The organism is Neiella litorisoli (assembly GCF_014773395.1).
In the GTDB taxonomy this organism is placed as follows: domain Bacteria; phylum Pseudomonadota; class Gammaproteobacteria; order Enterobacterales; family Neiellaceae; genus Neiella; species Neiella litorisoli.
Map to the genome: position 1 here is coordinate 114,588 of NZ_JACXAF010000010.1, position 15,009 is coordinate 129,596.

Annotated in this window: 8 protein-coding genes and 2 tRNA genes; 2 read left to right on the plus strand and 8 right to left on the minus strand. The window is 49.3% G+C overall.

What is annotated here, in order from left to right; genetic code table 11:
- Window position 1 precedes the first annotated feature (1 nt).
- The 3 genes from uup to rlmKL are packed head-to-tail and all read right to left on the minus strand — an operon-like array spanning window position 2 to window position 4,289.
- Window positions 2-1,906, minus strand: a complete 1,905-nt coding sequence (gene uup, locus IC617_RS09510; RefSeq protein WP_191144768.1) for an ATP-binding cassette ATPase Uup — start codon at window positions 1,904-1,906, stop codon at window positions 2-4.
- Complete coding sequence (locus IC617_RS09515; RefSeq protein WP_191144769.1) at window positions 1,903-2,160, minus strand: glutaredoxin family protein; 258 nt, start codon at window positions 2,158-2,160, stop codon at window positions 1,903-1,905. Before IC617_RS09515 ends, uup begins: the two co-directional genes overlap by 4 nt.
- The gene (gene rlmKL / locus IC617_RS09520) at window positions 2,160-4,289 is read right to left on the minus strand and encodes a bifunctional 23S rRNA (guanine(2069)-N(7))-methyltransferase RlmK/23S rRNA (guanine(2445)-N(2))-methyltransferase RlmL (protein WP_191144770.1); all 2,130 of its coding nucleotides are present in this window, start codon (window positions 4,287-4,289) and stop codon (window positions 2,160-2,162) included. The genes IC617_RS09515 and rlmKL overlap by 1 nt, the downstream gene beginning before the upstream one ends.
- A 115-nt stretch (window positions 4,290-4,404) precedes the next feature.
- Between rlmKL and IC617_RS09525 the strand changes: the two genes are divergently transcribed.
- Both IC617_RS09525 and IC617_RS09530 read left to right on the plus strand, forming a co-directional pair.
- Window positions 4,405-4,481: transfer RNA gene (locus tag IC617_RS09525), tRNA-Met, on the plus strand.
- 78 nt (window positions 4,482-4,559) lie between these two features.
- Window positions 4,560-4,636: transfer RNA gene (locus IC617_RS09530), tRNA-Met, on the plus strand.
- A gap of 253 nt (window positions 4,637-4,889) precedes the next feature.
- On the opposite strand, the gene IC617_RS09535 is transcribed toward IC617_RS09530, so the two are convergent.
- The 5 genes from IC617_RS09535 to IC617_RS09555 form a co-directional block, all read right to left on the minus strand.
- Window positions 4,890-5,438 carry a cell division protein ZapC domain-containing protein gene (locus IC617_RS09535; protein ID WP_191144771.1) on the minus strand — a complete coding sequence of 183 codons (549 nt, stop codon included), beginning with the start codon at window positions 5,436-5,438 and terminating at the stop codon, window positions 4,890-4,892.
- Between the two features lie 76 nt (window positions 5,439-5,514).
- On the minus strand, window positions 5,515-6,531 hold the full coding sequence (gene pyrD, locus IC617_RS09540; protein WP_191144772.1) for a quinone-dependent dihydroorotate dehydrogenase: 1,017 nt from the start codon (window positions 6,529-6,531) through the stop codon (window positions 5,515-5,517).
- Window positions 6,532-6,596: 65 nt separating this feature from the next.
- Entirely contained in the window at window positions 6,597-11,426 is a 4,830-nt protein-coding gene (locus IC617_RS09545) for an NAD-glutamate dehydrogenase (RefSeq protein ID WP_191144773.1), read from the minus strand.
- Window positions 11,427-11,638: 212 nt separating this feature from the next.
- On the minus strand, window positions 11,639-13,975 hold the full coding sequence (locus tag IC617_RS09550; RefSeq protein WP_191144810.1) for an efflux RND transporter permease subunit: 2,337 nt from the start codon (window positions 13,973-13,975) through the stop codon (window positions 11,639-11,641).
- A 15-nt stretch (window positions 13,976-13,990) separates the two neighbouring features.
- A complete protein-coding gene (locus IC617_RS09555) occupies window positions 13,991-14,989 on the minus strand; it encodes a WD40/YVTN/BNR-like repeat-containing protein (protein WP_191144774.1) in 999 nt (332 codons plus the stop codon).
- Window positions 14,990-15,009: the final 20 nt, after the last annotated feature.

Here is a 15,009-nt window from a genome sequence, read left to right on the forward strand (position 1 = left end):
ATTATTCCTTGCAACTATTTTCTAGCGCTTCTAACTCTTCCCAACGCTCATAGGCGTTACCTAAAGTAGCTTCTTTTTCAGCCAACTCGTTGAGCACAGGTTCAGTTTCGTGGTGAGGTAAAGCAAAGAAATCTGCATCATTGACGATGCCCTGTAATCTCTCTACCTCACTTTCAAGCTCTAGGATTCTATCTGGCAATGTTTCCAGTTCAAGCTTTAACTTGTAGGAAAGCTTATTACTTTGCTTTTTCGCGGACTGTTTAGCGTTTTTGGCTGCTTTCGGTTTATTTTCCGGTTGATCCAACTGCGCCGTTTGGCGCTCTTTGTACTGCTGGATCTCGTTAAAGCCACCGTAGATTTCAATTAATGCCCCCTGCCCTTCGAATAACCAGCAAGAGGTTGCAACCCGATTAACAAACTCCCGATCGTGACTAACCAGCAAAATCGTTCCACTGTAGTCGGCGACCAACTCCTCGAGCAAATCAAGAGTTTCGATGTCTAAATCGTTAGTTGGTTCATCAAGAATTAACAAATTACTGGGTTTTAAGAAAAGTTTTGCTAACAGCAGGCGGTTTTTCTCGCCACCTGACAAGGCTGAAATCGGCGAACGCGCACGCGCGGGGCTAAACAAAAAGTCTTGCAGGTAACCCAGCACATGGCGGCTTTTACCATTGATGTCAAGGTTCTGTTTGCCGTCGCCAACAAAATCCGAAACGGTAGTTTCAGGCGGAAGTTGCGCACGATGTTGATCAAAATATGCTTGGGAAATATTTTGTGCGCGCTTGATGGTGCCTCGGTAATCCTGGTGCTCGTCCAGTAATGTGCGAATCAAAGTGGACTTACCGCAGCCATTGGGACCAACCATCGCCACGCGATCGCCCTTTTGCACTATTGAGCTAAAACCCTTGATGAGCGTTTGCTCTTGTTGGTTGACCGTCAGATCGGTGATCTCAAACACAACCTTGCTACTAGCATCGGACTGAGCAATTGCGCCCTTGGCCCGACCTTGCTGATTGATCCGCTGTTGGCGTTGCCGACGCAAATCTTCCAGTGCGCGTACCCGCCCTTCATTACGGGTTCGGCGCGCTTTAATCCCTTGCCGGATCCAAGCCTCTTCTTCAGCCAACTTTTTATCAAAAGCTGCATGGTGGCGTTGCTCTTCTTCAAGTAACTTGGCTTTATTGGCCACGTACTGATCGTAATTACCTGGATGAGAGGTGAGTTGACCGCGATCCAAATCGATGATCCGAGTCGCCATATTACGAATAAATGCTCGATCGTGACTGATAAACACCAGGGTAATATTTAAGCCCTTAAGAAACTGTTCAAGCCAAGCAATGGTATCGACATCGAGGTGGTTGGTCGGCTCATCGAGCAACAGCACCTCCGGTTGCGACACTAACGCCTGAGCTAATGCAGCACGGCGCAGCCAGCCACCAGACAAACTATCGAGTGGCACTTGAGCATCGAGTTCTAAGCGTTGAATCACCTGTCTGGCTCGGGTTTCAGCCTGCCAAGCACCAGTCACTTCCATACTCTGCTGCAAGCTGTCTAAGGCGGCCATAACATCGTCGCCAGCGGTCATTCTATCGGTTAACTGCTGATACTGATGCAGCTGATCGAGCCAGTCTTGATGGCCTTGCAGGACATAATCGAGCACCGGTGTATCACTGTGATTCGGTGGGTCTTGTGGCAAATAGGCAACGGTCGGCGAACCAATAAACTGCAGATCGCCATCATCTAATTGAATATCGCCATTGATGACCTTTAATAAGGTACTTTTACCGGTGCCGTTGCGGCCAACAATACATAGCCGTTCTTTTGCCGCGATTTGTAGTTCGGCTTGCTCTAACAAAGGGACATGACCGAATGCCAGCGAAGCCTGTTGAATATTAATTAAAGTCATTCTTGTAAGTCTGAAAACTCAGGGAGTTGTTTTAACCATTGAGCCAACTGAACTTGATCAAAAGGCCAGAACAACAACTGCTTTGAGGATTGGTGCTCAAGCACCGGAATGTGATGACCAAAACGCTCAATCAGTTGTTCATCATGGGCGATATCAATCAGCTCGCAGCCAACATGAACGATTGGCGTCTGCCCGAGTAGAGCCTTGGCTTGCTCACACAAACCACAGCCATCACTTTCGTATAATCGAAACATTAATCTTGTTTTTCCAGCAACCAGCAATGGTGAATATTGGGGTTGCGTTTAAAGTCTTCTGGCAGTGTTTTCTTGTTCCAGTCGACAATACGGTAACCCATCTGCTCAATCGCTTGATGGTCGAGCTTAAAGCGGCGGTAATTATTGGAAAACATGATGGTGCCGCCCGGTTCAAGTACTTGATCGATCAAGCGGATCAGCTGCACGTGATCACGCTGCACATCCAATGTGTTTTTCATCCGCTTGGAATTAGAAAAGGTCGGCGGATCGCAAAACACCAAATCAAAGCGCTGGCGACAGTTTTGTAAATACTTAAAACAGTCCGATTGCTCGAACTGGTGCTGCGGTGCTATCAAGTGATTGATTGCCAAATTCTCCCGCGCCCAGTCCAAATAAGTCCGCGACATATCAACACTCACGGTTGCAGCAGCGCCTGCCCGAGCAGCATGGACGGTGGCCGAACCGGTGTAGCAGAATAAGTTCAAAAACCGCTTATCCTTGGCTAATTTGGCAAATTCATGACGGGTGATGCGATGATCTAAGAACAAGCCAGTATCAAGATAATCCGATAGATTGACTTTAAACGCACAATCATATTCGTGAACCACTTGCCAAGCCTTGCGGCTCGACACGCGTTGATATTGGGCACTACCAGATTGGCTTTGGCGCGTTTTCAAAAACACATTGCTGGCAGATACCTTCATCAGATCTGGCGTTAACAGCACGACATCCAGCAGGCGTCGACGGGCCTTTTCCATATCGATGTTTTTCGGCGGTGCATATTCTTGGATCACCACGCAATCAAGATAACGATCAATGGCAACGTTATACTCGGGTAAATCAGCGTCATAAACGCGGTACGCGTCAGTCGGGACACGTTTGGCCCACTTATCAATCCGACTCAAGTTTTTACTAAGCCGATTGGCGAACTCTTGACCCGACGGCGTAATGCCCGGTTGCTCTGCTCTTGGCTCTGCCCCTTCAGGCAACGCGTTTAATTGGAACGATAGTAACTGGCACTCCAACTTACCGTTCATCACCTGCCAAGATTTATCGCTACGCAGTTTAAACGCTGGCACATAATCATCAGCAGAGGTCAATAAGAAGGCCTTGCCGACGAACTTACGACGTAATTGCGCACCAAAGTTGTAATACAAGGAGACCACTTCTGCGTCGTCACCTAAGCGCTCACCATACGGTGGGTTACAGACCAAATAGCCGGCCTCACTATTGGTCATTGGGTTATCGCCAAGTGCCAACTGCTTAAAATCAATCAAGTGCGCCACGCCGGCACGCTCAGCATTGGCTTTGGCGCGTTTGATGGCTTCTGGATGCGCATCATTGCCGATCAGTTTAAAGCTGGCTTTGTTTAAACCGCGACGGCCTTTAACTGCAACTTCCGATTGAATCTCTTGCCACAACGTAGGCTTATGCAAGGGCAGCTTGTGAATGGCGAAGTCATCGCGATCTGCATTGGGCGCAACACCGGCGGCCATTGCAGCCGCTTCAATCAAAATGGTGCCAGCACCACACATCGGATCGATAAACGGCGCTTCAATGTCATCTAACCAGCCACTACGCAGCACCAGTCCGGCAGCAACAGTTTCGCGCAATGGCGCTTCACCGGCTTCGGTGCGGTAACCACGTTGGTGCAGGCTATCGCCAGTCAAATCGAGCAACAAGCTCAATTTGTTGCCACCCAAGCGGGCGCGGACAACAGCCGATGGATTCTTATTATCGATGATCGGGCGGGCAAATCCTTCCTCGCTCAGCTGCTTAAATATGCCATCTTTGACACACTGCGCGCCGTAGCCGGTACTGCGGATCTCACGGTTGCTGCCGACAAACTCAATGGTGAATGGCTTATTCGTTGGCAGTAACATCGACCAATCTTGTTGATACGCCAGCATTGAAATGTCTTCACCGGACTTGGCAATCCCGTCCGCCAAGTTTAGAAATAATCGGCTAGCGGTACGTGTACCAAGCAACACTCGATAAATGCATTCCAAGTCGCCAGTAAAAGACACGCCGCCTTGGCGTTGGACAATGTCCGAAGCGCCGAAATGGCCGAGTTCAATACTCAGCGGATATTCGAGGCCTAAGCTGCACGTTGCGAATAATTTGTGCACAAGATTTGTTCCACCAGAAAAGATGGCGCGATTATAGCGAAAATGGCCGCTGTAAGATAATTGAAAAAAAGCTTGCCAAGGCCAGGAGCTATCTATAATATGCGCCACCTGTCGACGCGGGGTGGAGCAGCCTGGTAGCTCGTCGGGCTCATAACCCGAAGGTCGTCGGTTCAAATCCGGCCCCCGCAACCAATCGACATTTCGACATACCAGCATTGGTTTAAACCAATGAGATATACACGTTGTAACAGTGTATATCACACCCAATGACGCGGGGTGGAGCAGCCTGGTAGCTCGTCGGGCTCATAACCCGAAGGTCGTCGGTTCAAATCCGGCCCCCGCAACCATTTCCTAATTTCTCAAGATTGTTTTTCTCAAGCGGTTATGAGCCAAGGCTCAACTCTCATTAGCTCCGCGGAAAAGGTCGTCGGTTCAAATCCGGCCCCCGCAACCATTTCTTAATTTCTCAATATTTTTTCTAAAGCGGTTATGAGCCAAGGCTCAACTGGCATTAGCTCCGCAATAACGCTATACCCTCGCCTCGCGCACAAAAAACGCCGGCATAACCGGCGTTTTAGATGGATTACTAGGTTTCGCTCGCTAGGCAGTCAGCAAACTTCTTGAGTTTTGAATTGCCGCATTGGAAGCATAACGAGCTATTCGGTCATTCATCACCCGAATCATATTCCCTGCCGACATCATTTTATGATCGGTCAGCGCTAGCTTCTCATTCACTGCCATCAGTAATGAAGTGGTGTCGTTGGTTTCAATAATGAGAAAAATTCCGGATTCCGTTGCCGTGTCCAACTCAACCAGCATTTGCTCTGAAATGGTCAAAACAGCAGAAGAAGGTAGGAAAAACCAGCTTTGCGGCAAAGCTGGTTTGAAAAATTTGCGGGCCGATGTGGCATTGATTGCTAGCGTCATAGCTTTCATATCGTCCTTACCACACTGCTCACCCATCAACTCATAAGTGGCGTGTAAGAACGACAAATCATCAATCGCCAAACTTTGTTTGCGGAACGCATCGCCTGTGAGCTGAGAGCGCTTTAAGCTAGTTTGGTAACAGCAGTCTTCGCTCGAGCAAACCTCTAAACGATTACTGGATTCATTAAACTGCCAGTGCCAGTCCTGTTTGGCGATATTCACGATAATTCAACCCTAAGTCATCGACTTAGCCAATTTACATTCTTTAACCGCTGTTGTGAAGTTGGCAGGTGTCAAATTATTGTAAATTTTGAACTAATTCATGAACTAGCGGAGGTCCTTTGTAAATGAATCCAGAATAGATCTGGACCAGATCGGCGCCCGCTTGGCGTTTATCTTGGGCTGCTGGCAACGAATCAATCCCACCAACACCAATAATCGGCAACTGGCCATTAAGCTCTTTTGCTAGCTTGGCAATAAAGGCTGTCGATTGGGTTTGAAGCGGTTTACCGCTAAGGCCACCGGCTTCATCGCAATGGGGCAAGCCTTTGATCATGTCGCGCTCAAGGGTGGTATTGGTAGCAATAACACCATCAATCTTGTGCCGAACAAAAGCATCTGCGGTTTGGGCAATTTCATCATCAGACATATCCGGCGCAATCTTCACGGCAATCGGCACTTGCTTGCCATGCTGCTCGGCAAGCTCTGCCTGACGCGATTTTAAACTCGCCAATAAATCATCGAGCGCTTCGCCATACTGCAATGAACGCAAGCCAGGCGTATTTGGCGAAGAAATATTGACCGCCACATAATCGGCATGGGCGTACACCTTGTCTAGACAAATAAGATAATCGTCTTTGCCGTTTTCAACAGGAGTGTCTTTATTCTTACCGATATTAATACCGACCAAGCCGGTACGATGTTTCACCTGTTTGACCTGCTCGACCAGATAATCCACACCTTTATTATTAAAGCCCATGCGATTGATAATGCCCTCGGCTTCCAACACACGGAACAAACGCGGCTGCGCGTTACCATCTTGTGGACGGGGCGTCACTGTGCCGACTTCAACAAAGCCAAACCCCATGGCAAACCAAGCGTCAAGGCACTCGCCATTTTTGTCTAAACCGGCAGCTAACCCCACAGGGTTTGGAAAATTCAGTCCCATCACACTCTTCGGATAACCGCTTGCTGAGGTTGATAACAGCTTGCGCAACGGCGTCTTACCAACACGCTTGAGCATGCCGATGGTCAAATCATGGGCGCGCTCGGCGTCCTGAGTGAAAATGAGGCTACGAGCCAGGTTGTAATACATAGATGGATTACCCTAAAAAAGACCGATCTGCGCAAGCAGACCGGCCGGAACTAGTCGAATGGCGTTTATTGTAACGGATCACTGGTATGGCTTAACAGCATCAACTCTCTTAAGGCCACGGAGAATTTGGCATATTCATGGCCTTTGGCTGTTTTAAACTCGGTCAGCATTTGTTGCCAGCGTGTCACCGTATGGCGGTGCTCCTGATACCAACGCTCGACCATGTCATCGGCATTGCAGCCATCCTGACAATAACGATTCACCGCCAATGTTAATGCCCGCTGCTGCCAATCCAGTTCTTCTCGGAACGACGCTCTGGCCAACGCTTGCCAGTGGTTGGCAACCGGCTGCGAGTTGATCTGGTTGAGGAACCAATGCAATTCAAGCTTGGCCCCCAACTTAAAATAGATATCGGAGATCAATTCAATTGGCCGGCTTTGTAGCTCTGCCACTTGGGCAATATCCAAGGTCGAATACAAGGTGCTCAGTTGCGCAAAATCGGCAGCCAAGGCATCTGGTAGGCCCTGCTCCATGTATTCCTGCTGTTTGTCGACGAGCTCTTGCCATTCACCCTCCACCAAACTCAATGACATATGATTGCGAACGGCTTCAAAAGCAGGCGCATAAAAAGTAATGGTGTCTTTAATCGACATGGCCCGATTGCGGTGGCGCAAGAACCAGCGGCAGGCATGACGCAAGATCCGGCGCAATTCAACAAAGCACTCAAACTGGACTTCAGCATCAACTTTATTGTCGAGTGCTTGTACCGCTTGGCGCAATTCAGTGGCACCAAAGATCTCACGGGCAATGGTGTAGCAAGACGCAATGTCGATCACTTCGGCACCCGTCTCGTCTTTCATTCGGTTGACGAAGTTGAGCCCCATGTCATTGACCATCTGATTGGCTAATTGCGTTGCGATGATCTCGGAGCGCAACGGATGCTCGGCCATTTGCTTGCTGTATTTTTCTTGTAATCGCACCGGGAACGAACTCACCATGGCTTTGCTATGGAATGTGTCGAGGGTGATTTCGTCGTTATTCAACTGCTCTTTTAAGCGCATCTTGTCATACGAAATGAGCACTGATAACTCTGGCCGAGTTAAGCCTTGTCCCATCGCTTGGCGGTTGCTGATTTCATCATCGCTTGGCAAAAATTCCAACGCACGGTCAAGCACACCTTGGCGCTCCAAATCGTGGATCAAGCGCACCTGCTCTTTGAGTAGCTCGGCACCGCGAAACTCGGTCACACTAATGCTTTGAGTTTGCTGGTAGCAATCATCAAGGACTAAGGTCGACACCTCATCAGTCATTTCCAACAGTAGTTGATTACGCTGCTTTCGAGTCAACTCGCCCTGCTGCTCTATTTGATTCAGCAGGATCTTGATGTTTACTTCATTGTCCGAGCAATCGACGCCACCAACATTGTCGATAAAGTCGGTGTTAATACGACCGCCGGCTCGAGCGAACTCGATCCGACCCAATTGCGTCGCACCTAAGTTGCCACCCTCGCCAACCACTTTGGCGCGGATCTCGGCGCCGTTAATGCGCAAACTATCATTGGCCCTATCGCCAACATCGGTATGGCTTTCTTGTTTGCTTTTGAAATAGGTACCAATACCGCCATTCCACATTAGGTCGACCGGCGCTTTTAAAATGGTTTGGATGAGCTCGGTAGGTGTGAACGTCGATTGGCGAGTATCAAGCGCGACTTTCGCCTGCTCAGAAATAGTGATTGATTTCGCTGCCCGCGAATAGATTGCGCCACCCTCAGAAAGCAACTCAGTTTGATAGTCTTCCCAGCTAGAACGGGGCAAATCAAATAACCGCTGACGCTCGGCATAGCTGCTCGCGGCATCGGGCTCAGGATCGATAAAAATGTGCATATGGTTAAATGCTGCGACCAAGCGCGTTTGCGGCGATAGCAGCATCCCGTTACCGAACACATCGCCAGCCATATCACCCACACCGATAGCGGTGAATTGCTCGGTTTGGCAATCAATGCCTAACTCACGGAAGTGGCGTTTCACCGATTCCCAAGCGCCTTTGGCGGTGATCCCCATTTTCTTGTGGTCATAGCCTTGGCTACCGCCCGAGGCAAAAGCATCCCCCAGCCAAAAACCATATTCTTCAGCGATACCATTGGCAATATCAGAGAAGGTCGCGGTGCCTTTATCTGCGGCCACCACCAGATAGGAGTCGTCACCGTCATGGCGTACGACATTTTTAGGCGCGATCAACTCACCTTGTACAACATTGTCGGTAATATCGAGTAAACCACGAATAAACAAGCGATAACAGGCTTGTCCTTCAGCCAGAAACTCATCCCGAGTCATATCATCGGTCAGTTGCTTACAAACGAAGCCGCCTTTAGCACCAACTGGGACGATGACGGTATTTTTGACTTGTTGTGCTTTGACCAAACCAAGCACTTCAGTGCGGAAGTCTTCCCGTCGATCAGACCAACGTAAACCACCGCGCGCTACTTTACCGCCTCGCAGGTGAACGCCCTCAACCCGTGGCGAATACACGAATATCTCATAGGCCGGCAGCGGCTTGGGCATTTCCGGAATCTTGGCCGGCAATAATTTGAATGAGCAATAGGATTTGGCTGAACCGTTTTCGACTTGATAGAAATTGGTTCTGATGGTGGCTTCAATCAACGACCAATACCGGCGAATAATGCGGTCATCATCAAGATTTGAGACCGAGTCCAAGGCCGCTTCAATCGCCTTGGTCTGCTCCCCAGCAACAACTTGGCGATCACCTGCAAAATCCGGCGCAAAGCGACTTTCAAACAAGGCAACCAATTGTTTGGCGATACTGGCGTATTTGTTCAACGCGCTTTCAATATACTGCTGTGAAAAAGTGCTACCGATTTGGCGCATGTATTTACTGTACGCCCGCAGCATGGAGACCTGACGCGCCGACAAATCGGCTGCCAGCACTAAGCGGTTAAAACCATCGTTTTCATAGTGTCCTTGCCAAATACCAGCCAGCGCCTGTTGAAAGCGCTGTTGGCTAGCGACAATATCAAGCTCCGCTTCGCCCAAATAGGTCATGGCGAACTCAAGGATCCAGCTTGTCGAGCCTTCGCTATCGCGAACTTCATAAGGTCGCTCACCGATCACTTTCAAGCCTAGGTTTTCCAACACGGGTAATACATCCGATAGCGGAATCGGTTGATCGCGGTGAAATAGCTTGAGTTTAACCGCGTTACTATCGGTTTCTTCTTGAGCTTGGTAGAACAACATACCGAGCTGATCATCACCCGTTAATTGCTCAATCTTGTCAATATCGACCAACGCCGCATTGGGCAGCACTTGCTCTTTGTAACTGGGAACAAAAGCATGCTGATATTTAGCAACCAGCTTACGACCTTTGTTGTCGCCAAATTTTTTCGTTAAGGCATCAGCTAAACGGTCATCCCAAGAACGTGCAGCTTCAATGAGGTTCTGCTCAATCTGATTCACATCGACTTCCTGTTGGTCATCCACTCGAACAATGTAATGGGTACGAGCCAATTCTGACTCTGAGAAAAATGTCGTAAATTCAACCGGCTCACTGCTATTGAAGTGGGCTTTTAAGATGGCCTGAGTGTGTCGTCGCAATTGTGTGTTGTAGCGCTCCTTGGTGACATAAACCATGCACGAGTAGTAGCGACCAAACACTTCGCGACGCACGAATACACGCGTCATATCGCGCTCTTGCATTTGCAGCACGCCCATTGCTGCAGTTAGCAAATCTTTTTCCGACGCCTGAATCAGTTCATCGCGCGGATAGGTTTCGATCAGATTAAGCAATGCTTTATAGGCATGGGAGCCTTTCATTAAGCGAGACTGCGCCATAATGCGGCCAAGCTTTTTATTGAGCATTGGCACATGTTGGGCACTGTTGTTATAAAGCGACGACGAATACAGACCAATAAACCGATGCTCGCCGATAACCTGACCAGCCTCATTAAACCGTTTAATGCCGATGTAGTCGGCAAATGCTGGCCGATGCACCTTACTCTTTTGATTACCTTTGGTCAGCACTAGCACGTCGCCGGATAATGCGGCGTCCTGACCACTGCGGATCATTTCACTCAGGCGCATTTGCTGGGGAATGTCATGAAGCTTGAAAATACCCAGTTGTGAGCCTTCAACAAGGCGCACCTCATGGTCGCCCTCAACCGCCACAATATCGGTCTGGTGATAGCCCAAAAGGGTGAAATTGTCGTGCTGCACCCAATTGAGATAATCAACGACTTCTTCGCGGGGCATCACCGCATCGGGATACTCACGTGATTCGACTTCAGAGATAGCCTCGGCGAGCCGTTGTTTCATTGCGCTCCAGTCATCAACAGCCGCCGATACTTCGTTGAGTGACTCGCGCAATTCGTGTTCCAAAGCTTGTCGCGCTTTTGCTGTGCCCTGCCGATCAATTTCAATGTGAAAAAGGGTCTCGAATTGGCCAGTTTCCTCCGTGGCATCAATGGCAAGCAGCTCGCCTTGGTCATTACGGGTGATCGAGACTGGCGAGTGGAGCGTCAAGTGCGAAGTGATGCCAAGGCGGGTCAACGCCATTCGCACCGAGTCGACTAAAAACGGCATGTCGCGAACGACAATTTCGATCACCGTGTGATTCGACAACCAACCGTGTTGCTCCAGCTTGGGGTTGTAGATATGAATTTTGGCGTCGCCGCCGTCATAGTCCGTGGCAAATTGCCAGAGACTCAAAATGGCGCCATATAAATCACCGTCGCTTCGATTGACCAAGTCAGCCATACCAACATGGCTGTACATGACGCGCGCTAGTTGCGCAACGGTTTCGGAATTTTCTGCCAGATTTGACTCAATAAGTTGCTCAACGCGCTGCAATAGCACGGTGGATGAGCCAGGGCTAGGTTTTGACATAATTGAATAACCTGTTGTCACGAGCGTTATGGTTCGCTCTTTGTTGATGACCAGTTGCGCCCCCAGTGTATGCACCGGAGGAAAATTTAGCGAGTCACAACAAAAGAATTAACAGATTGAATTCAGGAACGAAATAGGCAATTTGTCAGCTTTTGCTGACAGCTTATGTGACGCTGCCAGCAAATATTCGGTGAACGGGTGAAAGCTGACGCTTACGGTGTCTCTCGTTGCTCATTATTGCGCCAGAAAATTGCCGCTAATGCCGGCAATACCACAATGGCGGCGAGCATGTTGACGACAAACATAAAGGTCAACAACACACCCATATCAACTTGATACTTCAATGGCGAGAAGAACCAGGTCGAGACGCCAACGGCTAACGTAATACCGGTAAACAACACCGCACTGCCCCGCTCTGCTAAAGCATGTCGATAAGCTTTATCAATGGCAACGCCTTGGCGGATTTGTTCACTCATCGTCGACAAGATATAAATACCGTAATCGACACCAATACCGACGCCGAGGGCGATGACCGGTAAGGTCGACACGGTTAAACCAATGCCGAGTTGGGTCATTAGACCTTGCGCTAAGGTCGATACCAAATAGAGCGGCAATACCACCGCAGCCGTTGCTTTCACCGAACGGAAGCTCAATAAGCACAATAAAATCACCGCACCATAGACGTACAACATCATCGGTAGTTGCGCTTCGGCCACAGCTTCATTGGTTGCTGCCATCACTCCAACCGGCCCGCTAGCCAGCTTGAACGCAATGTTATCAGCGCTGTATTTGTCTTCAGCAACTTTCACTGCAGCAACCACACGTTGGATTGTTTCGGCGGTGTGATCGGTTAAGAACAAATACACAGGCATCACGCTACAGCCAGCGTTTAATAGCCCGGTACTGGTCGAAATTTGCGAAATTGCCTGCACTAAACCGGCGTCGCTGCGCGGCAAAATACGCCACTTTGGATTGCCTTCGTTAAACGCCGCATTATAGAGCTTGGCCACTGATGCCAACGAAATGGCAGACTGAACGCCTTCGACCTGCTGTAATTGCCACTGGAAATTATCAATTGCCGACATCACCTCATAGTTAGCGCACGCCTGATCATCGGTCTCAACAATAATCGTCATCACATCGGTCGTAATGGCGTAATTGTCGGTAATAAACGCAGTATCGAGGTTATAACGGGAATCGGCATGAAGCGCTGGCGCCCCAGGTTTAAATGAGCCAATACGCATATTGCCTGCTTGCCAATAGCCCAGTGCAAACAAGCCCACGGACACCGCTAACACAACCAGTGGCACCCGTTTGTTCAAGCAACTACAAACGGCAATGGCATCCCAAAGCTTCAATGCAATTGGTGATGGCGTAGAAAGCTTGGTCACGGTTTTGTCGTTGAAGCGAACATAACTAAGCAACACCGGCAGCAGGAACAAGTTCGTTAGGATAATGACCGCAACACCAACGCTGGCAGTAATAGCCAGCTCTCTGATAATGCCAATATCGATACTTAAAATCGTTAAAAAGCCGATGGTATCGGACAGTAAGGCGATACCGCCAGGCAGCAGTAAGCGGCGAAAACTAAGCTGAGCGGCGGTCTTACTATTCATCCCACGAGCAACCGATGCGCCCATGGCGTTGATCATCTGGACACCGTGAGAGACGCCAATAGCAAACACCAAGAACGGCACCAGCACCGACATTGGATCAATACCAAAACCCAACAACGGTAATGCACCGAGTTGCCAGATCACAGCCATGATGGAACAGGCGAGCGGTAGCAAGGTGAGCAATACGGAGTGACTAAAGAAGTACACCATAATGGCGGTGATCACCAAAGCAATGGCAAAAAACAGTACGACTGATTTTGCCCCCTCGGCAACATCACCAATCATTTTTGAAAAACCGATGATTTCTATCGAAATATCATCCGTCTCAAATTGCTTGCGAATGTCCTGCTCAAGTTGCTTGGCCAGCGCCAAGGTGTCGAGTTTTTCACCGGTGTCAGGATTAAATTCCTGCAAATTAGCCCGCACCATGGCCGAGTTGTAGTTATTCGCAACCAGCCGACCAACAATACCGGCTTTACCAATATTGGCGCGAACCTGCTCCAACCCTCGGGCGTTGGGTTGAAAATCGGCCGGTACCACCGGACCACCGGAAAAACCGTCTTCGACGACTTCGGTGAAGCGAGTTCCCGGACTAAATAGCGATTGCACTGAAGCGCGGCTAACGCCAGGAATAAAATAGAGCTGGTCATGAACTTGACGCAGCACTTTGAAAAACTCTTCGGTGAACATGTCGCCATTTTTAGCGGAAACCGTCACCATCACCGAGTTGGCCCCAGCAAAATCCTTCTGATGCTTGACGTACGTCTTCATGTACGGATGGGCAAGCGGAATGTTTTTAGTGAACGCAGCATCCATGCGCAGTTGAGTGGCACTGAACAACAGCCCAACGGTAAGCATCACAAATAACGTAATAACTGCGCCACGGTTACGAAAAACAATGCGCTCGAGGGCATCAATAAACGGAGTGATCATCATACTGCTGCGCCCCTACCAATCGAGCTGGCGAATACCGCGATCGCCAGCAATATAGATGGTGCCATTGTAAAGCGCCGCTGCGACAGCGGTTTCGCCTTGTTGCAAGGTGCGACGGGCAAAACTAACACCACCATCTGTACTAATTAACACTTGGCCATTGCTTGCTAAGGCCATTAGCTCATTATTCTTTGTTGCGACAAAGCCATTGACCGTTGCCGTGCTATCGGTGTCCGACTCGTTCCAAGTCAAACCGCCATCATCAGAATAAAATACGTTACCGCGCAAGCCGCCAATAACCAGCCGCTGTGCGCCATCAACCATGATTTCTATCGCGGCAAAAAAAGACCCTTCATAGCCAGCATCAATGCGCTGCCAAGTTTTACCATTGTCGGCACTTAATGCGACCAAACCTAATTCCCCAACCATCAACAATTGTCCATCGCCGATAACCAATACGCGATTAAGATGCGGCAACATGGTCGACAGCTCATATTGGTAATCCTCCTGCGAGGCTTCGAGTTTTAAATCGGCTAAATATTCGCGATCTTCTTCATACAATAAGCCATCATGCAGTTCATCGTTCCAGCTCTGGCCACCATCGACACTGCGAAGAAACTCGCCATAAGCGCCAATGGCAATGGCTTCACTATCGTTGATGAACAGAATGTCCATCAGCGGCTGCTCACCTTCGATGTCTTGTCGCACCAATTGCCAACCGGAATCGGTTTGCCGGATGATGACGCCATCATGCCCCACTGCCCACAACCAATTGCCCTGCTGGACAACCCGAGTGAGGGTCGCTAACACTGGGCTTTGCTCAAGTTGCCATTGCTTGTCTTGCATTAACAACAGGTGGCCGCGCTCGCCGACCGCAGCTAAGCCCGAATCGGTAGCAATAATATCGAGAACAAGTGCCGACTTGGCAGCATCCGCTGAATGAGTTTCAGCGAGAGAAGAAAAAGAGAAAATGCAAGCAGCCAGAAAGACAGCTCTACAAACAAGTTGCTTCATGAAAACTCTTTAAATGTGAA